Genomic DNA, 21,049 nt, shown 5'->3' with positions numbered 1-21,049 from the left:
CTTGCGCTGTCTCGCATTATGCGTACTGGGCCAGTCCATGACCCAGGGACCAGTTCTCGGGGGCAACCTCGACAATGTTCACAAACACATCCTCAGGGCGTACACCGGGGTTTGCGCCAAGCCGCTCGGCGATGCACTGATACAGCGCCTTTTTCTGGTCCGCGCTGCGCGTGGCGTTTGCAGTAATTTGAATGAATACCAGGTTGTCGCTGCGCGCCACATCCAGGTATGACGCGCCATAGCGAAAGTTTGTAGCGTCGTGCTCAGAGACGGTCATGAACTGGTCATCCGCGGGCACGTTGAACGTTTCCCGCATTGCTTCATACACGCCGTCGCAGAGCGCCTGCCGATAAGCGGAAGGCTTTCCAGTGCACAGGGAAATTTGGACAAATGGCATGACGATTCCTTCGGTGTGAGTGTCATGGCCTGGACTTTATGGTCTATCATCTATTTCAACAAGATATAGAAAGATATAACAGCAATGAGCCTTTGAAATGACTGAGCGGCCTTTGGATATCGATGCTGTCCGCGCTTTTGTGCGTATCGCCGAATTTGGCAGCTTCACGCACGCCGCCGATAGCATGCGCACCACCCAGTCCGCAGTCAGCCTGAAGCTCAAGCGGCTGGAGCAACGATTGGGCGTACGGCTGGTCGAGCGCACCCCCCGGCACGTTCAACTCTCGGCGCATGGCGTCGCCTTTCTGGAGCAAGCCCGGGGCTTGCTGGAAGTGCATGATCGAGCATTGGCTGTGTGTGCCGGGCAGCGGCAGCGTCTGGCGCTCGGCATCAGCGACCATGTGGCGGGGCCGGAGCTGCCTGCGCTGATCGCGCGCATGAACGCCCAAGCGCCTCAACTATTGATCGAAATTCGTATCGCCACCTCGGAAGACTTGCTGCAGCGCTTTGACCGGCGCGAGCTGGATGCCGCCATCGTGCGTCTGGACACAGGTCGGAACGATGGAGAATTGCTGGTAGACGAACCCTTCGGCTGGTTCGCCGCACCCGGTTGGCAGCATCGCACGGGCGAACCTCTGCCATTGGCCACGATGGCCGAGCCTTGTGGCGTGCGAGCGATGGCTGAGCAGGCGCTGGATGTGGCAGGCGTGCCCTGGAGAGAGGTCTTTGTCGGCGGCGGGGTTGCGGCTGTCGCTGCCGCGGTCATGGCGGGGCTGGGCGTGGCCGCGCTGGCTCCTCGCATGTTGCCGCTTGGTGCGGAAGAAGTCGGCCGCAGGCTTGGGCTTCCGGAACTGCCCCGTTTGCCGATCCTGCTGCACGCCAGAGCGCGCACAGGCCGGTCGCGCGATGCGCTGGATGCCTTGGCGGCCGCGTTCAGAAGCGTCGTCCGGGAATAGCGGCAAAGTCACCCGGTGGTTGCCTCGATGCGCTGAATCAGGAAATCAACCGTCGCCTTTACTTTGGGCGACGGCCGCTTCAGTGCGACGTTCTTTCAGGGGCGCCGTCGCGGAACCGATTCAGGCGCGTTACGGCTATCGGTCAAAGACAAGCAGGGTGGACGTTGCCGAGGCGTACAGCCGCTTGTTTGCGTCCAGCAATTCGGCGCTGGCGAACGCGACGCGGCGCCCCATGGACACGACGCGGCCTTCCGCGCGCAGCGGCCCGGTGTCGCGCATGATTGGCCGGTGATAGGCCACCTTCAATTCCACGGTGGTGTATGCCTGCTGCGCGGAGAGCTGCGAGTGCACGGCGCAGCCGCATGCCGAGTCGAGCAGGGTGGCCGCATAGCCGCCATGCACCGTGCCTATGGGGTTGTAGGCATGTTCGCCGGGTGTGCCCACAAAGAGCGCCCAGCCTTTCTCGACTTCGGCAAAGTCGAAATCCAGCGAGACCAGTATGCCTGGCTTTCGTCCTGAGGCCATTAACGCGCGGAGTTGTGACAGGCCGTCAAGGTCTTTGCCGACTTCCTGAACGAGGCTCATGGGGGCTCCTGATTAGTAACTTGCAAGATGATAGTATATGATGGCTTTCCAATGGGAAGTCAATTCCGGCGAAGTGGAAGCGTCAAATGAAACGCACTGATCTCAGCGCCTGGGCGTGTCCCGTGGCGCGCAGTCTCAGCCGCGTGGGCGAATGGTGGAGCATTCTGATCTTGCGCGATGCCATGCATGGGCTGACTCGTTTCGACGAGTTCGAAAGCAGTCTGGGCATAGCACCCAACATGCTCGCCCGGCGGCTTACCGATCTGGTTGCCGCGGGCCTGCTGGAGCGCGTCCCGTACAGCAGCAAGCCCCCGCGCTACCAGTACGTGCTGACCGAACTCGGCTGGTCATTTCACCCGGTCATGCTGGCCCTGGTGGAATGGGGCAGCAAGCATCTGTCGCCGGCGGGACGCGCCGTTCAACTGGTCGATAAGGCCAGTGGACGCCCGGCGCGCATTGGACTCGTGGACCTGGAAACGGGGCAGCCCATCACGCCGGGCAGTCATGCAATGGTGGCGGGGCCCGCGGCCGACGCGGTGCTCAAGGAACGTTTCCAGTCCGGCGACTGACGGGCGTATAAAAAAGAGTTGTGCGGACTGGCTGCGGTCAGCTGTTGGCGCAGTCGGGGCAGGCCCAGCGGGAGGTTCGCATCAAGCTGCAGAAGTTCCTGCGATGAAAATGAGGCTCCTTGTCCGCCATGACATCGGCAAGACCCGTGCCCTGGGTGACTTCGGGCCGGTGTTTAAGGCCATCGTAAAGCGCCTGCAGTACGCCCTCGGCAAACTGCGGAGGATGCGGATAGGTTTTTTCTACATCCTGGCGCTGGGCCTCGGTGAATTGATCGTATCCAATACCCGCGAGGTCCATCATGACTCCTTCGGCGGTAAGGGCCGCGATCGGATCCAGGTGCGCGGAAATGCCCGGCGTCGTGTGCAGCGCGATGGCAAGCCAGACTTTCTGAATATCGTCTTCTGGAATGCCGTGGCTGCGCAGGAAGTCACGCGCGGCGTTCGCGCCGTCGATCTCGAAGCGCAGGCGGCTGTCGCTGAAGGCGGAGGTCAGGCCCAGGTCATGGAACATCGTTGCCGTGTAGAAGAGTTCCGGGTCGAAGCTCAGGCCTTTTCGTTGCCCGGCTAATGAACCCCAGAAGTACACGCGCGCTGAATGCTGATACAGGAGCTCGCTTTCGGTGTCACGGATGAACTGGGTTACCTGCCGGGCCAGTGCGCTGTCGGGAACGCGTACCCCGGAAATGTCGGCGGCCATGATCGGTGCTCCATTAGTGTTCCAGGACGGCCTGCGGCGTGTTGCGGAAGCTGATGGCCATGCGGTTGTAGCTGTTCATCACGGTAATGGCGATGGTGAGATCGACGAGCTGCTTTTCGTCGAAAACCTCGCGGGCCGCCTGGTACGCGCTATCGGGCACCCCGGTTTCGGCAACGCGCGTCACGTTTTCGGCCCATGCCAGCGCGGCGCGTTCGGCTGCGTTGAAAAGCGCGCCGCCTTCTTGCCAGGCCTGCACCAGCGCGATTTTCTCGATTTTCACCCCTTTCTTGATCAGATCGCGGGTATGCATGTCGAGACAATAGGCGCAGTTGTTGATCTGCGAAATTCGCAGGTAGACGAGGTCTATCAGTTCGGCGGGCAGGCCGCACTGCATGACATAGCCGTACACGCCGCCCAGCGCCTTTGCGCCGTTGGGGGCAACCTGGTTGTAGTTGATCCTGCTGCTCATCGTCGGGCTCCTGGGTTCACTGGATGGGGGTGGTGAGTTGCTTGTCGTTGGAATCCACAGCAAAAACCGCCAGCAACTTTGCCGGCTTGGTCTTGCTTGCATTGCGGCTGACCGAATGGGTTGCGCCGGGAGGTTCGGACCAGCTTTCGCCAGCCTGGTAGACGCGGATCGCGCCGTCGTTGACCTTTGATTCGATCGCGCCCGCGAGTACGTAGGCGTAGATGAACGCCGATTGGGCATGCCGGTGCGAAGGGGACGCCGCGCCGGGCGCATACTCGACTTCTACCACTACCAGTGATTTGCCAGCAATATTCGGGATTGCCTGGTCGAATTTGGGCGTAACGGTTTCGGCTTGGCTGCCATGCGCCATGGCGGGTCCGGCGAGGGCCGAGGCGAGCACGATGCATAGGCCTGGAAGGATGGCTTTGCTCTTCACGAATTTCTCTCCTTTCAATGTTTGAGAGGTATTATGCGTTTGCCTGAGCCATAAAAAAGCACCAAAAACGAGAAAAAATCGTGTACTACAAGACCAGCCTGAAACCACTGAAGTTGCATGTGGACCGCTCGGCGAAGGTTTCTTTGTCGGACCAGATCCGCAAAGGAGTAGCCAAGGCGATTGAAGAGGGTTTATTGCCGCCTGGGGCGCGGCTGCCATCGTGGCAGGACCTCGCGGCCCAGCTGGGCGTCGCACGGGGAACGGTAAGAACGGCCTACGAAAAGCTCGCCGCGGCTCAATTGATCGAAGCGTCGCGGTCGGCAGGCACGCATGTTGCCCAACGCCCGCGCGCCGTGATGAAGATCGAGCCGCCGCCGGCCACGGGATCGTTTTTGGAAACTTATCTGGAAATGACGCAGGGGCCGGCGTTTTTCCAGATGGGTGTGCCGGCGAGCGACACCTTTCCGGCCACATTGTTGTCGCGCATACGCGGGCACGCGATCCGGGCCGAGTCGGGGGCGCCACCCCTTTATCCGGACCCCCGTGGCGAACTTGAATTGAGGCGGGTGATCGCAGCGTATCTTGCCGTGGCGCGCGGCATTAATTGCACGGCCTCACAGATTTTCATTACCGCGGGATTTGGCGCAGGGCTTGGCCTGACGCTTCTGGTTCTGGGCGTGGGCGGCCATGCCGCATGGATCGAGAATCCGAGTTTCTTATGGACGAGAAAGGCGCTCGAGCTTGCGAATCTGTCGCTTGCGCCGGTTCCCGTGGATGCGGCGGGAATGGATGTCGAATACGGGGTGCGTCATTACCCCGATGCAAAACTCGTGGTCGTGACGCCGGGCCAGCAGGCGCCGCTGGGATTCCCTTTGTCGCTTGAACGCCGCCTGCGCCTGCTCGAATGGGCAAGCGAAAACCGCGCCTGGATCATCGAGGATGATTATCTGAGCGAGCTGCAACTGACCGGAAGAGCCGCTCCGGCGCTTGCATCGCTCGATCGCGACGGCCGGGTCGTGCATATCGGGTCATTCAGTAAAACAATCAGCCCGGCTATCCGGCTGGGTTTTCTGGTTGCGCCGCCCGAGCTTGTTTCCCGGTTTGCAGAGGTGGCGGCGTGTCTGGCGCCGGCGCCAGGGCCCGCGGTGCAGCTGGCGATCGCCGAATTCATTCATGAGGGGCACTATATGCGTCACCTGCGGCGCACCAAACGCGCCTACGTAGCCAAGCGGAAGGCGATCCTGGATGCCATTGAGGGCTTCGTTGGCAAGGAGCGTGTCGAGTCTCCCGGCTTGGCCGTGCTGATCAGGCTGCCGAAGGGCGCGCCGGACGTGGCCATTGTGCGCCAGGCCCTGGCTTTTGGCGTGTATCCCGCGCCGCTGTCGCCCTGGTACATGCCGCCTGGCGAGGCCGAAGCCGGGCTGTTGCTGGGCGTGGCGACGGTGCCCGCCAGGAACCTTGCGCGCACATGCGAGCGGCTTTTTGAGACTATCGACAGGCTTGCCCGGCGATGAGGCCGCCGCTGGCGCGAAAGGCGCTCCACGTGAGAGAGGTTGCGGGCTTTTACCCGCCGTTCCGCGAGGCCGCGATGCCTTTTTTCACGCTGATTCGTGAAGGCTGAGGGTGGCGGGCAACAGGTCTTGCACGCGTTCGCTGTTGTTGAACAGGCGGGCGCTGACCAGGCTGCCCTGCAGGGCGGCGAAGGTGGCCTGCGCGGCGCTGCGCAGGTCGCCGGGCACGCGCAGGCTGCCTTCGCGGGCGCCCTGTTCGAGCACGCAGGCCAGCCAGTCTTCGTTGGCGCGGTAGAAGTCCTGCACGGCCTGGCGCACGGCCTGGGGCAATGAGGCCAGCTCGGCGGCCAGGGTGGCGGCCAGGCAGATGCGGGCGGTGCCACAGAAGGCTTGCTGGTGGACCTGGACATAGGCGCGCAGCTTGGCGTCGGCGCGCAGCCCCGGGTCGATGGCCGCGATGGTGGCCTGCCAGCGGGCGTGGTAGTGCTGCACGACGGCCAGCAGCAGGTCTTCTTTCTGCGGGAAGTAGTAGTGGATGCTGGAGGTCTTGATGCCGATCAGCGCGGCCAGGTCGCGGTAGCTGAAGCCATTGCAGCCGCGCTCCTGGATCAGGCGCTGGGCGTGTTGCATGATCTGCGTGCGGGTGGTTTCAGTGTTCATGGCGGGGACGCTACCGGGTGGTCAAAGGGGCTGAAGGGCTCCTGTCAGGCAAAAGAGGGAAACAAGGCGGGCCGCCGTGCCGGGGGGGCAGGGCGGCGCCGCGGGGCGGGCCATGCGCCGTCCTTAGCCGTGCGAGGCGTTCAGGGGGTTGTAGCTGGCTTGGTAGTCGAGCTCGCCGAAGGCGTCGGCGCCGTTGTCGCGGGCGGCCTGGGCCTGGGCGCGCACTTCGGCGCGGGTCGGGGCCGAGCCTGCGGCGTAGGCGGCGGGCTGCTCCAGTTCGCCGAAGGTGACCTGGCCGGCGGCCTTGGCCGCTTGCAGTTCGGCTTGCACTTGGGCGCGGGTGACGGTGCTGGCGGTGTGTTGCACGGGCGGGTAGTCCAGTTCACCGGAGGGTTCGGCGGCGTAGGCGGCCGAGCCGATCACGGTCATCGACAGCATCAGGGCGGAAACGAGGGTCTTCATGGTCATGCTCCAGGGATAGGGGGTGAGGTCTAACTATCTATTTATAGATAGGTGAACGAATAAAATAAAAAGCGGTTCAACAACTCAGGCAGCGACTCAAGCAACGGCTCAGGCGCCGGTGTTGGGGTAGCCCTGGCCACCGAAGGCGTAGGCGCCGTTTTGGCGGGCGGCGGCGGCTTCGGCCCGGACTTGGGCGCGGGTGAGGGTGGAGCTGGCCACGGGGGCGGCGGGCTGTTCCAGTTCACCGAAGGTGACTTGGCCGGCGGCCTTGGCGGCTTGCAGTTCGGCCACGACTTGGGCGCGGGTCAGCGAGCTGGTCTGGGTGACCGCGGGCGGGTAGTCGAGTTCGCCCGAGGGTTCCTGGGCGTAGGCGGCGTTGGCGGCGAAGGAGGCGGAAATCAGCAGCAGGGAAGCGAGGGTTTTCATGATGGGTTCCTGATCGGGTAAGGGAAGGTCGGAATTAACTATCTATGTATAGGTAGATAACGAGGTTCATAAAAACGCGCCGTAGCGCGGGTGGCTGGGGGCTGACTGCGTGTTCCTCAACCATGGGACGTATCTTATCTACTACTAGATAGATGAGTCAAACTGCATTTTGTGTCTTTTTGTATCGTTGCGCGGAGTCCCACCGTTACGCAGTCAAGGGCAGGCCCGCTATTTATTGCTGGTGTGCGCCCAAGGCTCGTAGCTGCGCGCGCAATTGCCGTACTTCCTGGCTGAGATCCAGGATCAGCGCGGCGGCGTCCAGACAAGCGCCGAAGTCGCGTTCGAGCCGGCGGGTGGCCAGCGCGCGTTGCAAGTCGCCGCTGTGAAAACGCCAGTCCGCCGGACTGGGGCCGGCCGCTTCGACGATGCCCACTTCCACCAGTTGTGTGACCCATTCGACTTCTGCGCCGCAGGCCCGCGCCAGGTCTTCGGCACTGAGTGACTGCGCCTGGCTCGCAACGGCGCCGCTGGCGGCGATGATTACGGTTTTCATGATCACACCTCCATATTGGGTCGGGGGTTGAAGGGCAGGTCTTGCTGCATTTTGCGGTAGGCGGCCCGCGCGGCCTCGGTATCGGCCGGCGGCAATACCACGTCAAGCACCAGATACAGGTCTCCGGGCGGGTCGCCGGGTATGCCCCGGCCGCGCAGCCGCAGCTTGCGGCCGCCGCGCGAGCCGGGGGGAATGGTGACTTCTACCGGGCCTGCCGGCGTGGGAGCGTTGACGTTGGCTCCCAGCGCCGCTTCCCACGGCGCCACCGGCAGCGTCATGGTGAGGTCGCGCCCTTCGACCTGGTAGCGTGGGTGCGGCTTGAAGCGCACTTCCAGATATAAATCGCCGTTTTCGCCGCCTCCGTGGCCGGGCATGCCCTGGCCGGCCAGGCGAATGAACTGGCCTTCGCGCACGCCCGCGGGAATACGCACGCTGAGCGTGCGGGACTGCATTTGCGGGTGCCCCTGGTCGTCGAGGTGGACGGCGCGCAGGCTGATGTCGCGCGTGGCGCCTTTCAGGGCGTCTTCGAGGTCGATTTCGATGGCGGCGTGGTGGTCTTCGCCGCGTGCGCGGAAGTCTGGGCGGGCCGCGCGCTGCCCGCGGCTGCCGAACAGCGACGAGAAGAATTCGCTGAACTGCGCTTCCTCGCCCGGCGTGGCGGTGCGGCGGAATTCGTAGCCTTCCTCCCAGCCCGGAGGCGGCTGGAACGATTCGCCCGATGATGCACCGCGGGCGAGCTCGTCATAGGCCCGGCGCTTTTCCGCGTCGCGCAGTACGTCGTAAGCCTCGTTGACGTCGCGCATGCGCGCCTCGGCATTGCTTTCTTTGCTGACGTCGGGATGGTACTTGCGGGCAAGCTTCCGATAGGCGCGCTTGATGTCTTCATCCGAGGCATCCTGCTTGACGCCCAGCGTCTGATAGTAGTCCTTGAACTCCATTCACCCCTCCCGCGTGTAGGCCGCGCCAGGCGTTGACGGCAGCGCGGCCCGTGAGACTGATTCCATCATAGCGCCAGAGCCGATGGCCCGCCGGGGCCGGCGTGGTTTCTTAAATGCATGCATATGCAAATAAATTGACAAGCGTGGTTCTGCTTATTAATATGCATGCACATGCAAACAAATGCATGTACCCGGACTTTTTCCAACCTCTACACGACCCGCTCGCATGCGGGCCAATTGACGACAGGAACCTGAATCATGAACTGGCTTTATTTGGGCGTTGCCGTGGTCTTCGAGATCGCGGTTGCTATTTCGGCGGGCAATGCAAAGGGATTCACGCGGCTTTGGTGGACGGTCGCCACCCTGGTCAGCGGCGCTATCGCCACGTTCTTCCTCAGCCTTGCGCTGCTGACTTTCGACGTGGGCGTGGGCTACGCCATCTGGACGTCTGTTGCCGGCGTCGGCATCGTGATCCTGGGAGCGCTGTTTTTCGGCCAGCGGCTGAGCGGGCAGAAGATCCTGGGTGTCCTGCTGGTCATCGGCGGGGTGGTCGGCTTGCGCTTGAGCGGCGCGGCCTGATGCGGCGGCGGCCGTTGTTCTCTTTCACTTTCATTGATCAACAAAAGGGTATTCAACATGACCAAGACTAGCGATACAAACCAGGGTAACGGGCGCGCGTGGGTGATGCTGCTGCTCGCGGGGGCTTTCGAGATCGGCTATGCGCTTAGCGTTTCGGGCAGCAGGGCATTTACCGTGCCGGCCTGGTCTATCTCCGCGGCGGTATTCTTTCTGCTGACGCTGTATGCGCTTAGCGTCGCGCTGCGTTCGATAGACGTGGGCATCGGCTATGCCGCCTGGGCGGGCATCGGTTCGGTAGGGGCGGCAGTGTTCGGCAGCATTTTGTTCGACCAGCCGCTGACGTTGATCCAGGCGTTCTGGCTGGCGGTGATCATTGCCGGCGTGGTGTGGCTCAAGCTGGCCGACAGCGTCAGGTTGCAGGCCGGTCCGCGCGCGGCGCACGGCTGAGCCCGCGCCCGCACTCACTTGCATGGGCATGCATATGAGAAAATACGCGGCCCATTGTTCCTACGGAGTTCGTGCCCCTCATGTCGAAAAAAAGCGATGCATGGCTCAAGCTGATCCAGGTGGCCGCCAACGTCGAGGCTGATGTGGGCAGGGTGTTGCAGGCACAGCATGGCTTGGGCCTGTCGGAATACCGCGCGCTGGAGGTTCTGGCGCGCTCGCCCGATTCGGAACTGCGCATGCAGGAACTGGCCGCGCATCTGCGTCTGAACCAGAGCTCGGTTTCGCGCATGGTCGAGCGGCTGGAACGCAGCGGCTTTACCGTGCGCGACCTGTGCCCGGACGACAAGCGCGGGGTGTACACCGTACTGACGGAACAGGGGCGGGCGCACCTGGAGGACGCCCAGTCCGGCTACGAGCAGGCGCTGGAGACCGCGCTGAAAGCGCATGGCGGGGACAAGCTGCTGGCGGCCCTGGGGCGCAAGGCCCGGTAGCGTGGGCCCGCAACCGTCCGCGATTGCGTCCATTCATTGAGCATGGGCGTGCCGGAAAGCCCGGATTGGTGGTTTACTTGTCGTTCTCCGGAACAGGAGACAAAAATGAGGAGAAAACCAGCAATGAAAAAACGCCAATTCCTGATGTCCTGCATGGGCACGCTTGCACTGGCCCTGGCGCCGGCCCTGGGCCAGGCGCAGGGCCAGGCCTTCCCGCCGTTCAAGACCGCCACCATCGTGGTGGGTTTCGCGGCTGGCGGCGCCTCGGATGCCGCCGCGCGCATCATCGCCAAGCAGCTTACTGAAGATCTGGGCATCAGCGTCGTCGTCGAGAACAAGCCCGGCGCCGGAGGCAATATTGCCCACCAGTACGCCGCGCACCAGGGTCCCACCGATGGCAGCACCATTTTGTTCGGCTCGGTCGGCCCCCTGGCGATCGCGCCGCACCTGATGTCGCTGCCGTACGATCCCGTCAAAGACCTGGCGCCCATCACCATGGGGGTTAATTTTCCCAATGTGCTGGTGGTGAACAGCAACCTGCCCATCAAGACTTTCGCCCAGTTCATCGAGTATGCCAAGGCCAATCCGGGCAAGATCGACTTCGCGTCCACGGGGCACGGGTCGGCCTCGCACATGGCGGGCGAACTGCTGATCGACATGGCCAAGGTGGATATCGTGCATATCCCATACAAAGGCGGCGCGCCCGCTTTCCAGGACCTGATGGGCGGCCGGGTGGCATCTTATTTTTCTACGCTGAACACGGCGCAGCCGGGCATCGATGCCGGCAAGCTGGTGCCATTGGCGACCACGGGCCTCAAGCGCATGGCCGCCTTGCCCAACCTGCCCACCATTGCAGAAACCTATCCGGGCTATAACGCCACCAACTGGTACGCCTTCGTGGCATCGTCCAAGGTGCCGGCGCCCGTTCTCGACGGCTGGAACGCCGCGCTGGTCAAGGCGCTGAAGTCGCCTACCGTGGTGGCCGCGCTTGAAAAGCATGGCATGCCGCCGGCGCCGGGTACCCGGCAGCAACTCGCCGACGAGATCGCCCAGGAATCCGCCTTGTGGGGCCGCGTTATCCGCGACCGGAAGATCAAGCTGGAATAAGACGCCTGGCTCGCCAGGCGCGGAACCGGGCCGCCCGAGGCCCGGTTCTGTTTTCTTACCGAGGAGCTACTCATGCCTGCCAATACGGAACCCCGCCCGCCGCTGCCGCCGTTTACCGAAGCCACGGCCATCCAGAAAGTCCGGCTTGCCGAAGACGGTTGGAATTCCCGCGATCCCGCGAAAGTCGCGTTGGCCTACAGCCTGGACACCAAGTGGCGCAACCGGGCCGAGTTCGTCAGCAATCGCGACCAGGCGCGCGCGTTTCTCGAGCGCAAATGGGCCAAGGAACTCGATTACCGGCTTATCAAGGAACTATGGGCATACGGTGAAAACCGGATCGCGGTGCGCTATGCCTATGAGTGGCATGACGATTCGGGCAACTGGTTCCGTTCGTACGGCAACGAGAACTGGGAATTCGGGCCGGACGGGCTGATGCAGACGCGCCATGCGTCCATCAATGACCTGCCCATTTCTGAAGCAGACCGGAAATTCCGCTGGCCGCTGGGCCGCCGCCCTGACGACCATCCCGGTCTTTCCGAATTGGGGCTGTAAGCCCGCGGGCTTGGGGGGCGGCTTCAGCCGCTTGTCGAGGGTGGGGCGCGACTTATTGATCCCGCGCCACCAGCAGCGCAACCAGGTGATCGGCCGTGGCGCGCATGCGCTTGTCGTCCTGGTAGACGCGCTCGATGACGACCAGCCCACGCGTCATGGTGAGTATCATCCGGGCGGCTTGCCGGGGCTCTATCGTCAGCCGTTCGTGCTTGCCGGGGCGCGACAGCCGTTCGTAGAGCACCGTTTCGATTTCATCCAGCAGGCCGCGCAGGGCAGAGCGGATGGGCTCGTCGTGCGCTTCGGCGCCCAGGGCGGTCTTGGTGCTGAGACAGCCGCGCGTGGGCGCGCCGGTTGTCATCGATTTGATCGTGAAGCCCAGGAAGCTGCGCAGCGATGCCGCCAGCTCGGGCTTGTCCAGGGCTTGCCGCATCTGGACGATATATCTTTCCCGGTACACGTCGAACACCCGCAGGAACAGGGTTTCTTTGTCGCCATAGGCGTTGTATAGCGAGCCGCGCTGAACGCCGGTGGCCTCGGCCAGTTCCTGCATGGTGGTGTTGGCATATCCCTGTTGCCAAAAGAGCGCCAGCGCCTGGTCGAGCGCCTGCGCCTCGTCGAATTGGCGTACTCCAGCCATTGCTTGCTCCGCGGTGTGTGCAGGACATGTTGAGGATGCCTCATTGAAGCGCATGATTGACACTCAAGTCAAGTTTGACTAGAGTGTCAACATTGACACGGCTGTCAAGAACACTGCCGCCACGGTAGCGTTCCCCTTCAACTGTTATTGATGGAACTTCGATGGCTACCCATCCATCTTCATTGACCCCGGCAAAGATAGACCGCGCTCTTGTGTGGCGGTACATATTTGCCGGCATGTGCGCCAGCCTCGACAGCATCGGGCTGGCGCGCTTTGCATTTACCCCGCTGCTTCCCGAATTGATCCATGAGCACTGGTTCGCCACGTCCGCCGTTATTTACCTGGGCGCGGCCAACCTGGCGGGTTATGTCCTTGGCGCCCTCATCGGCCGGCCGCTGGCTGCGCGCGTGGCGAACGAGCACGTGCTGCGCCTGATGATGGTGCTGATCTCGGCGTCGTTCTTCGCCTGTGCCGTGCCGCTGTCGTTCTCGTGGTATTTCGGCTGGCGCTTTGTTTCCGGCATTGCCGGCGGCGTCGTCATGGTGCTGGTGGCGGCGACCATATTGCCGCACGTTCCCCCGGCCCGCAAAGGCGCGGCGGGCGGGGCCATTTTTCTTGGCCTGGGCCTGGGCATCGCCGCGTCCGGCACGGTCATTCCGTTGTTGCTGCAGCTGGGGCTGGCGCAGACCTGGCTGGGCCTGGGCATTATTTCGGTGATTCTGACCTCCGCCAGCTGGTTTGCCTGGCCGGCCAGCAAGCTGGGCGCGGTTGCCGGCAGCCAGGGCGCAGCCGGTGCGCATGCGGTGCGCTTCGGCTGGGACGTCAAGCTGTTGTATGTGCAGTATGTGATCATGGCCGCGTCGACTGTGCCGACCATGGTGTTCCTGGTGGATTTCGTTGCTCGCGGCCTGGGGCAGGGCACGCGTCTGGGCGCCATGTTCTGGGCGATCTACGGGGTGGGCGCGATTGTCGGGCCGCCGCTATACGGCTACCTGGGCGACAGGCTGGGCGCCAGGCGGGCGGCCAGGGCTATTGCACTGGTCATGGCGGTGGTTTTTCTGGGGTTCTCAGCCAGCCACAATCTGGTCGTGCTGGGTATCCTGACGGCCATCATCGGCACCTTCGCGCCGGGCATGGTGCCGCTGGCGCTCGCGTGGGTGCACGAGCTCGTCGTCCACAACGCGCCGCGCCAGAATGTGGCCTGGGCTCGCGCCAGCCTTATTTCGGCAGGCGGCCTGGCGGTGGCCGCCTATGGATTTTCGGCGCTGTTCAACGCCACGGGCGGCGACTACCGCCTGTTGTTCCTGGTGGCGGCCCTGATGCTGGGGGCGGTATTGGTGATCGGCATGGTCGCCACCGGCAAGCCGGCGGCGCCGCGCGCGGCCCGGGGGCACTGCTGAGCGCAGGCCGTCCGGGCCGCCGGCTGCTCAAGAGCCGCGTATGCCTGCCTTCTGGATGACGTCGGCCCACTTGGACATTTCGGCGTCGATGAATTGTCCGAAGGCGGCGGCGTTGCCGGGGTGTGGTTCCATGCCCTGGGCCAGGAAGCGTTGCTTGATGTCGGGGTCGGCCAGCGCCTGGTTGATTTCCTTGTCCAGCCGATTGATGATTTCGGCGGGCACGCCGGCCGGCACCATGAATCCGTACCAGCCTGACGCGACGACGCTGGGCAGGCCCTGGCTGCGCAGGGTGGGAGCCTCTGGGTAGATTGCGCTGGGGTTGGCCGACGCAACGCCCAGCACGCGCAACTTGCCGCTCTGGATATGCGGCAGCGCGGCCGTAATGGCGGTAAGCGTGGCGTCGACCCGGCCCGCCAGCAAGTCGGTGTAGGCCATGACATCGCCGCGATACTGCACCGTCAGGCCCTTGACGCCGGCGTCGCGCAGGAACAGTTCCGCCGCCAGGTGCGGCAGCGAACCGTTGCCGGGCGAACCGAAGGTCAGGCCGTTGGCCTGGGATTTGCCGTAGGCGATCAGTTCCTGCGCGGTCTTGGCGGGGGACTGCGCATTGACGATCAGGAACAGCGGAACCGTGGCCGACATGGCCACGGGCTGGAGGTCTTTCCTGGGGTCGTAGCCGAGCTTGCCGTACAGGGCTTCCAGGGTGGAATAGGGGGCGGCGGCGTACAGGACGGTGTAGCCGTCGGCAGGCGCCTGGGCAACGTATTCGTTGGCCACCCGCGTGCCCGCGCCGGCCTTGTTCTCGACCACGAAGGACTGTTGCAGATGCTTGGCGAGGTAGTCGCCGAGCAGCCGCGCCGACAGGTCGCTGGGGCCGCCGGCTCCGTAGGGGGCGATGATCTTCACCGTGCGGGCGGGCCAGGCTTGCTGCGCGAACACGCGCGGCACGGCGCCCGCGCAAGCCGCCGCGGCGGCCGCGCTCAACAGCGTCCTTCGGCTCATCTTCATGGTTTGTCTCCTGATATTCGAATAGGAATAGGAGTGTTCGCCCGGGCATCCGCCAGAAACCGCAGGCCCGCGCGAACCTCGAGAGGCGATGATAGATGTCCGGTTCTATTAGGACAATTTTCAAATTATTGATAACTTAAAGGCTAAGGTTATAAGTCGATTTTGATCTTCCGGCGACGGCGAGGGGCAACCATGGCAATCGAAGTCACGCTGCGGCAGTTGCGGGCGTTCATCACGGTATTGGAGTGCGGCAGCTTTTCGGTGGCGGCCGACACGATGCATCTTTCGCAGGCGGCGCTGAGCGGGCTGGTCAAGGAGCTGGAAAGCCGCCTGGGGGTTCGCCTGCTGGACCGCAACACGCGCAGCGTCAGCGCATCGGTGGTGGGAACAGCGTTCGAGCCCATGGTGCGACGCGTGTTGTCAGACCTGGACGAGGCCCTGGCGAACGTGACCAACCTGAAAGAACTGCGCCGCGGGCTGGTGCGCGTGGCCGCGCCCGAGACCTTGTCGTGCACGCTGTTGCCGGAACTGATCGCGGGATATGGAGAACGCCATCCGGGCGTGGATATTCGTTTCGATGACGTGCCCATCGAGCAGGTGCTGGCGAATTTGCACAATGGCAGCGCGGACATCGGCTTCGGCCCCGCCGGCGTGCTGGCTGACGAGGCGGTGCAGGCGCATCTGGTGCGGGTCGATCCGCTGTGGGCCGCGCTGCGTCCCGACGATCCGCTGGCGGCGGGCAAGTCGGTGAGCTGGAAGGCCCTGCGCGAGCGGCCTTTGATCAACTACATGCCCAACCTGTCGCGCAATGTGCTTGGCCAGGTGCCGGCGCGGCTGCATCCCGAACAGATCGTGCCCGTGCACCGGGTGAATACGGCGCTGTCGCTGCTGCATGTGCGGCCCGGCTATGTGATCTGCCCATCCATGGCGCGATCGCTGGTCGAGGGGTTCGGCCTGGTGTTCGTGCCGCTGTGCCAGCCCGCCGTGAACTGGCGCATTGCGCTGTTTGCCCGCAGCCGGCCGTCGTTATCGCCAGCGGTGGAGAGTTTTCTGGACTACGTGCTTGCCACCGCGCAGACCGACGGCAACAGCCCTGCGCCGCGCGGGCGCGCGGCGGCTGTGCGCGGCGCGTCCGCGCGGCGCATGGCCAATAAATAAGATAAGCTTATAAAAACTTCAGAAATCTCGTCTTGTCCGATAAAAAGCGGACGCGTATCTTAGGCGGCCGGCCTCGGGCGTTCGCGACGTGCGGACGCCGCTTGCAGTTTCGCAGGGGCCTTTCCAAGTGTGATCCGGCCGCCCATGATGTTGTCTGACCTAGATTCTTTCCTGTCGCCGCGTTCCATCGCCATCGTGGGCGCTTCGAGCCAGCCCGGCAAGGTTGGCGCCGTGCCCGTCCGGTATCTGGTCGAGCACGGCTACCACGGCGAGGTGTATCCCATTAACGCGGGTGCGCGGCAGGTTCAGGGGCTTGCCGCATTTGCTTCATTGCGCGCCGTGGGCCGGCCGATAGACCTGGCGATTTTCGCCATTCCCGCGTCGGGAGCGGACGCCGCGCTGGATGACGCAATCGCCGCCGGCGTGCGCAACATCGTCATGTTTTCGGCCGGCTTCGCGGAACTGGGAGAGCAGGGCGTGGCGGCGCAGAGCGCGTTTGCCGCCAAGGCCCGCGCGGCTGGCATCCGGGTGCTCGGACCGAATTGCCTGGGTTTCATGAACGTGGCGCGTTCGGTGTATGCCACATTCTCGCCGGTGGTGTCGACCGGACGGGTCGAGGCAGGCCCTGTCGGGCTGGTCAGCCAGAGCGGCGCGTTCGGTGCGTATGCGTACGCTATGGCGCGCGAGCGCGGCGTCGGCCTGTCGATGTGGGTCACGACCGGAAACGAGTCGGACATCGATGTGGCCGACTGCATCGCCTGGATGGCGCGCGACCCTGCCACGCGGGTGATCATGGCCTACCTGGAAGGATGCCGCGATGGCGCGAAACTGCGGCAGGCGCTGGAGCTGGCGCGCGCCGCGGGCAAGCCGGTGGTGGCGGTGAAGGTGGGCCGCACGGCGCTGGGCGCGCAGGCGGCCGCGTCGCATACCGCGGCGTTGGCCGGGGACGACGCCGTTTATCAGACCTTGTTTCGCCAACACGGCGCATGGCGGGCGCGCACCATCGAGGAGTTTTTTGACATTGCCCATTGCCTGGCGGTTTCGGGCCGGCCAGCCAATACCCGTGTCGGCCTGCTGACGGTATCTGGCGGCGTCGGCGTGATGATGGCCGACGATGCCGCCGAGGCGGGGCTGGACGTCGCCGAGTTGCCGGCGGCCGCGCAAGCAATCATTCGGGCGCGGGTGCCTTTTGCCGCCACGCAGAATCCGGTTGACCTGACCGGGCAGGTGACGGCCGATCCGTCGCTGCTCGAAACCGCGGCGCGCGCGATGCTGGAGCAGGGCGGCTACGGCAGCCTGCTGATTTTCCTGGCGGCGTTCGGCAGCACGCCGGCCATGCAGGCGATGCAGCAGCAGTTGGCGCGGGACCTGCGGCGCGACTTCCCCGGCCGCCTGGTGATGTTCAGCGCCCTGGCTGACGCGGCGCAGCAGCGCGCGCTCGAGGCGCAAGGCTGCCTGTGCTATGGCGATCCTGCCCGGGCCATTCGCGTGCTGGCGGCGCTGGCGTTCTTCCATGACCGGCAGCAGCGGCCGGCCGCCGAACTTGCAGTGGCGGCGCCGCCCGTGGCGCTGCGGCCGGGTGCCTACCACGAAGCCGAGGCGCTGCAGGTATTGCGCGACAGCGGCCTGCCAGTGACGCCGGCGCGTCATGCGCAATCGCGCGACGAGGCGTTGCGCCATGCGCGCGCGCTGGGCTTTCCGGTGGTCATGAAAGTCGTGTCGGCCGACATTACGCACAAGAGCGATGTAGGCGGCGTGGTGCTGGATATCCGCGACGAAGATGCGGCTGCGCACGCTTACGATCGCATCCTGGCGGCCGTCGCCAAGGCGGCGCCACAGGCGCGAACCCAGGGCGTGCTGGTCGCGCCGATGGTGCGGGGCGGCGTGGAATGCATCCTGGGCGCGCGCCGCGACCCCGTGCTGGGACCGGTGGTGATGGTGGGCGCCGGCGGGGTGAACGTCGAACTGCTGGGGGACGTGGCGTTGCGCCTGGCGCCGGTGACCATCGAGCAGGCGCGCGAGATGATCGGCGAATTGAAGGCCGCTGCGCTGCTGCGCGGCTTTCGCGGCGCGCCGGCGGCCGACGTGGCTGCTCTGGCCGAGGCCATCGTGCGGCTGTCCCGGTTTGCCATGGCTGCCGGCGACACGCTCGACTCGGTAGAGCTTAACCCGCTGGCGGTGCTGCCCGAAGGCCAGGGCGCGCTTGCGCTGGATGCCGTGCTGCTGGCGCGCGCCGTGCCCACGGCGGCGTCCGCTGCCCGCCAGGCTGTCATTGCCACCTTGCCGTTGTTCGAGATGGCGCGCATGCGGGCCTCGAATACCGCACGCAAACATGCCGTGGCGGGCTATGCGGGCGATAGTCCGGCTTCGCGCATGCGCTGGGTGAACCAGTTCACGCATACGCGGCGGTTGCGTGGCCCGGACGACAAGGAAGTCGTCACGCCGAACAATGACACGCTGTTCACCAACGCCTGGCTGGATTTGTCGGCGGGCCCGCTGGTCATCGACGTGCCCGAGATGGGAACGCGTTATTGGGTGCTGGGCTTTCTGGATGCCTGGACGAATCCATGGGCGTATGCCGGGCGGCGTACTACGGGCGGGGCCGCACAGCGCCTGTTCGTGCATGGCCCTGGCTGGCGGGGCGCGGTGCCGGCCGGCATGCACCCCATCGTTGCGCCCAGCGACGATGTCTGGGTCATCGGCCGCATTCTGGTGGACGCCGACCCGGCCGACCTGGCGCGCGTGCACGCGTTGCAGGACCAGTTCGCCATACGGCGGCCGGACGGAACCCCCGCGCTGTCGCGCATCGACGTGCTGCTCGATAACCGCGACACCGGCGTGCCGGACGCTGGTGAATACCTGCGCGTGCTGGGCAGCATGCTCGAACGCAACCCGCCTGCGGCTGCGTTGCCGGGGTGGCCGCCCGCCGTCGCCGAACTGCAGACGGCCCTGGCCGAGGTTTACACGGAACTGCGCGATGTGGCGCAGCCCTCCGAGCTGGGCGGGGGCTGGACTACGGCGGTGGCGGTGCGCACCAGCTTCGGCGCCGACTTCCTGACGCGGGCGCGCGTGGCGCGCAACTGGATCGGCACGTTGGGAATCGACGAAGCCATGTACATCATGGCCGAGGTCGACGCCCAGGGCGAACCCCTGACGGGGGCGCGGCGCTACGTGCTGCGCTTTCCGCCGCAAGGCGGGCCGCGGGTGGGCGCGTTCTGGTCGATTACCCTGTACCGCCGCAGCGACTGCCTGCTGGCCGCCAACCCCATCGGCCGCCACTCTATCGGCGATCGCACGCCGGGCCTGCAATACGATGCGGACGGCGGCCTGAGCATCTCGATCCAGGCGGATGACCCTGGCGCCGCGAAGAACTGGCTGCCCGCGCCCGCGGGCGAAGGTTTCTACCTGACGCTGCGGTTGTACCAGCCAGAGCCGGACCACCTCGAGGGCCGCTTCGATTACCCGCCGGTGCGGCGCGTGGAGTGAGTTCGCGCGGATATGGCCGATAATGCGGGGTGACCGACAATCTGGGCCTCGGCCCTGATGCGCGCCCATGAGAACCGATAGCCGTCTTTCCCGCATGCTGCATGTGCTGCTGCACATGGCCCGCGCCGACCAGCCCATGACGTCGGAGGAAATCGCGCGCATGCTGGGCACCAATGCCGCTGTTGTACGCCGCACGATGGCTGGCCTGCGCAAGGTCGGCTATGTGCAATCCGACAAGGGGCATCATGGCGGTTGGCGCATGGCGCGCGGGCTGGACAGCATTACGCTGCTCGATGTGCATCGTGCGGTGGGCGGCCCGCGCATTTTCGCGATCGGGGCCGACCGCGAAAACCCCGACTGTGCTGTCGAGCGGGTGGTCAACGATGCCATCGCCGACGCCTTGCGGCAGGCCGAAGCCTTGCTGGTGCAGCGGCTGGGCGCGGTCACCCTGGCTGACCTGTCGGGGCAGTTCGACGCCCTGTGCCGGGCGGCGGCCGGCGCAGGGCATCGTTAAACGGGCAGGCCGCCACCGCGGATATCTGTTTCTTTACTGACGCCTGGCGCGCATCGCTAAGTGTTCGGCTTTAATGTATCATTAAAAGATACATGAAATTCACCAAGCGAGAATATCTATGGATCATGACGTGATCATCATCGGCGGCAGCTATGCCGGCATGTCGGCCGGTTTGCAGTTGGCGCGCGCGCGGCGCCGCGTACTGGTGGTCGATGCGGGGCAACGCCGCAACCGCTACGCGGCGCATTCGCACGGCTTTCTGACGCGGGATGGCAAGCCGCCCGCGCAGATCGCCGCCGAAGGCCGCGCGCAACTCATGCGCTACGAAACCGTGCAATGGCTCGATGACCGGGTCGACCAGGCCCGGCCCGTGGCCGGCGGGTTCGAGGTGACGCTGCGGCAGGGCGGCGTGCGCACCGGGCAGCGCCTTATTCTGGCCGCGGGCGTTGAAGATGAGCTGCCGGCCCTGCCCGGTCTGGAGCCGCGCTGGGGCACGCACGTGTTTCATTGCCCTTATTGCCACGGCTATGAATTGCAGCAAGGGCCCGTCGGCGTACTGGCGGTGTCGGCGATTTCGCTGCACCAGGCGTTGATGCTGCCCGATTGGGGCGCGACGACGCTGTTCTTGAACGGCGCCTTTACGCCAGATGCCGAACAGCAGGCGCAACTGCGGGCGCGCGGTGTGCGGGTCGAGCCCGGCCGGGTGGCTCGGCTGGATGGCGCGGCCATCGATGTGGTGATGGAAGACGGGCGCGTGTTTGCATTGGCGGGGTTGTTCGTGGCCACGCGCGTGCGGGTGGGCGGGCTGGCCGCGCAGTTGGGATGCGAGCTGGAAGAGGGCCCGATGGGGCCCTACGTGAAAGCCGACGCTACCCGGGCCACTACGGCGCCCGGGGTTTTTGCGTGCGGCGACCTGGCGCGCCCGGCGGGGTCAGTGGCGCTGGCGGTGGGCGATGGCGCCATGGCGGGCGCCGCCGCGCATCGCTCGCTGATGTTCGGACTATGACGCCCC

General features: G+C 64.9%; 25 protein-coding genes. 13 read left to right on the top strand and 12 right to left on the bottom strand.

The window, feature by feature from the left end:
- Positions 1-16 precede the first annotated feature (16 nt).
- On the bottom strand, positions 17-397 hold the full coding sequence (locus BPET_RS15240; protein WP_012249916.1) for a tautomerase family protein: 381 nt from the start codon (positions 395-397) through the stop codon (positions 17-19).
- Between the two features lie 97 nt (positions 398-494).
- Here BPET_RS15240 and BPET_RS15235 point away from each other — a divergent pair, with 97 nt between their 5' ends.
- Positions 495-1,352: a LysR substrate-binding domain-containing protein gene (locus BPET_RS15235; protein WP_012249915.1), complete on the top strand. Its 858-nt coding sequence runs from the start codon at positions 495-497 to the stop codon at positions 1,350-1,352.
- 135 nt (positions 1,353-1,487) lie between these two features.
- Here the strand turns inward: BPET_RS15235 and BPET_RS15230 are convergent, their stop codons facing one another.
- The gene (locus BPET_RS15230) at positions 1,488-1,937 is read right to left on the bottom strand and encodes a PaaI family thioesterase (RefSeq protein ID WP_012249914.1); all 450 of its coding nucleotides are present in this window, start codon (positions 1,935-1,937) and stop codon (positions 1,488-1,490) included.
- Positions 1,938-2,023: 86 nt separating this feature from the next.
- Here BPET_RS15230 and BPET_RS15225 point away from each other — a divergent pair, with 86 nt between their 5' ends.
- Complete coding sequence (locus BPET_RS15225) at positions 2,024-2,506, top strand: winged helix-turn-helix transcriptional regulator (RefSeq protein WP_012249913.1); 483 nt, start codon at positions 2,024-2,026, stop codon at positions 2,504-2,506.
- A gap of 37 nt (positions 2,507-2,543) precedes the next feature.
- Here BPET_RS15225 and BPET_RS15220 read toward each other — a convergent pair whose 3' ends face one another.
- From BPET_RS15220 to BPET_RS15210, 3 genes are read right to left on the bottom strand one after another with little or no spacing between them, the layout of a single operon-like run.
- Positions 2,544-3,203, bottom strand: coding sequence for an HD domain-containing protein (locus BPET_RS15220; RefSeq protein ID WP_012249912.1), 660 nt, complete (start codon positions 3,201-3,203; stop codon positions 2,544-2,546).
- A 13-nt stretch (positions 3,204-3,216) separates the two neighbouring features.
- Positions 3,217-3,672, bottom strand: a complete 456-nt coding sequence (locus BPET_RS15215) for a carboxymuconolactone decarboxylase family protein (RefSeq protein WP_012249911.1) — start codon at positions 3,670-3,672, stop codon at positions 3,217-3,219.
- Positions 3,673-3,688: 16 nt separating this feature from the next.
- Positions 3,689-4,108 carry a cupin domain-containing protein gene (locus BPET_RS15210; protein WP_012249910.1) on the bottom strand — a complete coding sequence of 140 codons (420 nt, stop codon included), beginning with the start codon at positions 4,106-4,108 and terminating at the stop codon, positions 3,689-3,691.
- An 80-nt stretch (positions 4,109-4,188) separates the two neighbouring features.
- On the opposite strand from BPET_RS15210, the gene pdxR reads away from it, so the two are divergent.
- The gene (gene pdxR / locus BPET_RS15205; RefSeq protein ID WP_012249909.1) at positions 4,189-5,622 is read left to right on the top strand and encodes a MocR-like pyridoxine biosynthesis transcription factor PdxR; all 1,434 of its coding nucleotides are present in this window, start codon (positions 4,189-4,191) and stop codon (positions 5,620-5,622) included.
- Positions 5,623-5,706: 84 nt separating this feature from the next.
- Here pdxR and BPET_RS15200 read toward each other — a convergent pair whose 3' ends face one another.
- The 5 genes from BPET_RS15200 to BPET_RS15180 all read right to left on the bottom strand — a co-directional run bounded on the left by BPET_RS15200 (position 5,707) and on the right by BPET_RS15180 (position 8,658).
- Positions 5,707-6,279: a TetR/AcrR family transcriptional regulator gene (locus BPET_RS15200; RefSeq protein WP_012249908.1), complete on the bottom strand. Its 573-nt coding sequence runs from the start codon at positions 6,277-6,279 to the stop codon at positions 5,707-5,709.
- A gap of 123 nt (positions 6,280-6,402) precedes the next feature.
- Positions 6,403-6,741 carry a DUF4148 domain-containing protein gene (locus tag BPET_RS15195; RefSeq protein ID WP_012249907.1) on the bottom strand — a complete coding sequence of 113 codons (339 nt, stop codon included), beginning with the start codon at positions 6,739-6,741 and terminating at the stop codon, positions 6,403-6,405.
- 108 nt (positions 6,742-6,849) lie between these two features.
- Positions 6,850-7,167 carry a DUF4148 domain-containing protein gene (locus BPET_RS15190; RefSeq protein ID WP_012249906.1) on the bottom strand — a complete coding sequence of 106 codons (318 nt, stop codon included), beginning with the start codon at positions 7,165-7,167 and terminating at the stop codon, positions 6,850-6,852.
- Between the two features lie 232 nt (positions 7,168-7,399).
- Positions 7,400-7,720 (bottom strand): chaperone modulator CbpM, encoded by a 321-nt coding sequence (locus tag BPET_RS15185; RefSeq protein ID WP_012249905.1) that lies wholly within the window; start codon positions 7,718-7,720, stop codon positions 7,400-7,402.
- 2 nt (positions 7,721-7,722) lie between these two features.
- Positions 7,723-8,658, bottom strand: coding sequence for a DnaJ C-terminal domain-containing protein (locus tag BPET_RS15180; RefSeq protein WP_012249904.1), 936 nt, complete (start codon positions 8,656-8,658; stop codon positions 7,723-7,725).
- 258 nt (positions 8,659-8,916) lie between these two features.
- Between BPET_RS15180 and BPET_RS15175 the strand changes: the two genes are divergently transcribed.
- The 5 genes from BPET_RS15175 (at position 8,917) to BPET_RS15155 (ending at position 11,834) form a co-directional block, all read left to right on the top strand.
- Positions 8,917-9,237, top strand: coding sequence for a DMT family transporter (locus tag BPET_RS15175; RefSeq protein WP_012249903.1), 321 nt, complete (start codon positions 8,917-8,919; stop codon positions 9,235-9,237).
- A 57-nt stretch (positions 9,238-9,294) separates the two neighbouring features.
- Positions 9,295-9,684 (top strand): DMT family transporter, encoded by a 390-nt coding sequence (locus BPET_RS15170; protein WP_012249902.1) that lies wholly within the window; start codon positions 9,295-9,297, stop codon positions 9,682-9,684.
- A gap of 80 nt (positions 9,685-9,764) precedes the next feature.
- Positions 9,765-10,175 (top strand): MarR family winged helix-turn-helix transcriptional regulator, encoded by a 411-nt coding sequence (locus tag BPET_RS15165; RefSeq protein WP_012249901.1) that lies wholly within the window; start codon positions 9,765-9,767, stop codon positions 10,173-10,175.
- A 123-nt stretch (positions 10,176-10,298) separates the two neighbouring features.
- Complete coding sequence (locus BPET_RS15160) at positions 10,299-11,282, top strand: Bug family tripartite tricarboxylate transporter substrate binding protein (RefSeq protein ID WP_041862960.1); 984 nt, start codon at positions 10,299-10,301, stop codon at positions 11,280-11,282.
- A gap of 72 nt (positions 11,283-11,354) precedes the next feature.
- Positions 11,355-11,834, top strand: coding sequence for a nuclear transport factor 2 family protein (locus tag BPET_RS15155; RefSeq protein WP_012249899.1), 480 nt, complete (start codon positions 11,355-11,357; stop codon positions 11,832-11,834).
- A gap of 52 nt (positions 11,835-11,886) precedes the next feature.
- Here BPET_RS15155 and BPET_RS15150 read toward each other — a convergent pair whose 3' ends face one another.
- Positions 11,887-12,471 carry a TetR/AcrR family transcriptional regulator gene (locus BPET_RS15150; RefSeq protein ID WP_012249898.1) on the bottom strand — a complete coding sequence of 195 codons (585 nt, stop codon included), beginning with the start codon at positions 12,469-12,471 and terminating at the stop codon, positions 11,887-11,889.
- Positions 12,472-12,632: 161 nt separating this feature from the next.
- Between BPET_RS15150 and BPET_RS15145 the strand changes: the two genes are divergently transcribed.
- Positions 12,633-13,871 carry a YbfB/YjiJ family MFS transporter gene (locus BPET_RS15145; RefSeq protein ID WP_012249897.1) on the top strand — a complete coding sequence of 413 codons (1,239 nt, stop codon included), beginning with the start codon at positions 12,633-12,635 and terminating at the stop codon, positions 13,869-13,871.
- Positions 13,872-13,898: 27 nt separating this feature from the next.
- Here BPET_RS15145 and BPET_RS15140 read toward each other — a convergent pair whose 3' ends face one another.
- Positions 13,899-14,879: a Bug family tripartite tricarboxylate transporter substrate binding protein gene (locus BPET_RS15140; RefSeq protein ID WP_012249896.1), complete on the bottom strand. Its 981-nt coding sequence runs from the start codon at positions 14,877-14,879 to the stop codon at positions 13,899-13,901.
- A 192-nt stretch (positions 14,880-15,071) separates the two neighbouring features.
- Between BPET_RS15140 and BPET_RS15135 the strand changes: the two genes are divergently transcribed.
- The 4 genes from BPET_RS15135 to BPET_RS15120 all read left to right on the top strand — a co-directional run bounded on the left by BPET_RS15135 (position 15,072) and on the right by BPET_RS15120 (position 21,043).
- Complete coding sequence (locus BPET_RS15135) at positions 15,072-16,037, top strand: LysR family transcriptional regulator (RefSeq protein WP_012249895.1); 966 nt, start codon at positions 15,072-15,074, stop codon at positions 16,035-16,037.
- A gap of 144 nt (positions 16,038-16,181) precedes the next feature.
- Positions 16,182-19,523, top strand: coding sequence for an acetate--CoA ligase family protein (locus BPET_RS15130; RefSeq protein WP_012249894.1), 3,342 nt, complete (start codon positions 16,182-16,184; stop codon positions 19,521-19,523).
- 67 nt (positions 19,524-19,590) lie between these two features.
- Positions 19,591-20,037, top strand: a complete 447-nt coding sequence (locus BPET_RS15125; protein ID WP_012249893.1) for an Rrf2 family transcriptional regulator — start codon at positions 19,591-19,593, stop codon at positions 20,035-20,037.
- A gap of 118 nt (positions 20,038-20,155) precedes the next feature.
- A complete protein-coding gene (locus BPET_RS15120; RefSeq protein ID WP_012249892.1) occupies positions 20,156-21,043 on the top strand; it encodes an NAD(P)/FAD-dependent oxidoreductase in 888 nt (295 codons plus the stop codon).
- Positions 21,044-21,049 lie beyond the last annotated feature (6 nt).

Source organism: Bordetella petrii, from assembly GCF_000067205.1.
Taxonomy (GTDB): domain Bacteria; phylum Pseudomonadota; class Gammaproteobacteria; order Burkholderiales; family Burkholderiaceae_B; genus Bordetella_A; species Bordetella_A petrii.
Note: the sequence above shows the minus strand (reverse complement) of the source record. Positions and strands in the feature narration are given on the sequence as shown.

Bases quoted from the DNA above. Each gene is read 5' to 3' on its own strand.
- BPET_RS15155 (WP_012249899.1), top strand. From the start codon at position 11,355: ATGCCTGCCAATACGGAACCCCGCCCGCCGCTGCCGCCGTTTACCGAA.
- BPET_RS15165 (WP_012249901.1), top strand. From the start codon at position 9,765: ATGTCGAAAAAAAGCGATGCATGGCTCAAGCTGATCCAGGTGGCCGCC.
- BPET_RS15185 (WP_012249905.1), bottom strand. From the start codon at position 7,720: ATGAAAACCGTAATCATCGCCGCCAGCGGCGCCGTTGCGAGCCAGGCG.
- BPET_RS15230 (WP_012249914.1), bottom strand. From the start codon at position 1,937: ATGAGCCTCGTTCAGGAAGTCGGCAAAGACCTTGACGGCCTGTCACAA.
- BPET_RS15125 (WP_012249893.1), top strand. From the start codon at position 19,591: ATGAGAACCGATAGCCGTCTTTCCCGCATGCTGCATGTGCTGCTGCAC.
- BPET_RS15235 (WP_012249915.1), top strand. From the start codon at position 495: ATGACTGAGCGGCCTTTGGATATCGATGCTGTCCGCGCTTTTGTGCGT.
- BPET_RS15180 (WP_012249904.1), bottom strand. From the start codon at position 8,658: ATGGAGTTCAAGGACTACTATCAGACGCTGGGCGTCAAGCAGGATGCC.
- BPET_RS15170 (WP_012249902.1), top strand. From the start codon at position 9,295: ATGACCAAGACTAGCGATACAAACCAGGGTAACGGGCGCGCGTGGGTG.
- BPET_RS15120 (WP_012249892.1), top strand. From the start codon at position 20,156: ATGGATCATGACGTGATCATCATCGGCGGCAGCTATGCCGGCATGTCG.
- BPET_RS15190 (WP_012249906.1), bottom strand. From the start codon at position 7,167: ATGAAAACCCTCGCTTCCCTGCTGCTGATTTCCGCCTCCTTCGCCGCC.
- BPET_RS15145 (WP_012249897.1), top strand. From the start codon at position 12,633: ATGGCTACCCATCCATCTTCATTGACCCCGGCAAAGATAGACCGCGCT.
- BPET_RS15200 (WP_012249908.1), bottom strand. From the start codon at position 6,279: ATGAACACTGAAACCACCCGCACGCAGATCATGCAACACGCCCAGCGC.
- BPET_RS15140 (WP_012249896.1), bottom strand. From the start codon at position 14,879: ATGAAGATGAGCCGAAGGACGCTGTTGAGCGCGGCCGCCGCGGCGGCT.
- BPET_RS15240 (WP_012249916.1), bottom strand. From the start codon at position 397: ATGCCATTTGTCCAAATTTCCCTGTGCACTGGAAAGCCTTCCGCTTAT.
- BPET_RS15135 (WP_012249895.1), top strand. From the start codon at position 15,072: ATGGCAATCGAAGTCACGCTGCGGCAGTTGCGGGCGTTCATCACGGTA.
- BPET_RS15225 (WP_012249913.1), top strand. From the start codon at position 2,024: ATGAAACGCACTGATCTCAGCGCCTGGGCGTGTCCCGTGGCGCGCAGT.
- BPET_RS15220 (WP_012249912.1), bottom strand. From the start codon at position 3,203: ATGGCCGCCGACATTTCCGGGGTACGCGTTCCCGACAGCGCACTGGCC.
- BPET_RS15160 (WP_041862960.1), top strand. From the start codon at position 10,299: ATGAAAAAACGCCAATTCCTGATGTCCTGCATGGGCACGCTTGCACTG.
- BPET_RS15215 (WP_012249911.1), bottom strand. From the start codon at position 3,672: ATGAGCAGCAGGATCAACTACAACCAGGTTGCCCCCAACGGCGCAAAG.
- BPET_RS15150 (WP_012249898.1), bottom strand. From the start codon at position 12,471: ATGGCTGGAGTACGCCAATTCGACGAGGCGCAGGCGCTCGACCAGGCG.
- BPET_RS15130 (WP_012249894.1), top strand. From the start codon at position 16,182: ATGATGTTGTCTGACCTAGATTCTTTCCTGTCGCCGCGTTCCATCGCC.
- BPET_RS15175 (WP_012249903.1), top strand. From the start codon at position 8,917: ATGAACTGGCTTTATTTGGGCGTTGCCGTGGTCTTCGAGATCGCGGTT.
- BPET_RS15195 (WP_012249907.1), bottom strand. From the start codon at position 6,741: ATGAAGACCCTCGTTTCCGCCCTGATGCTGTCGATGACCGTGATCGGC.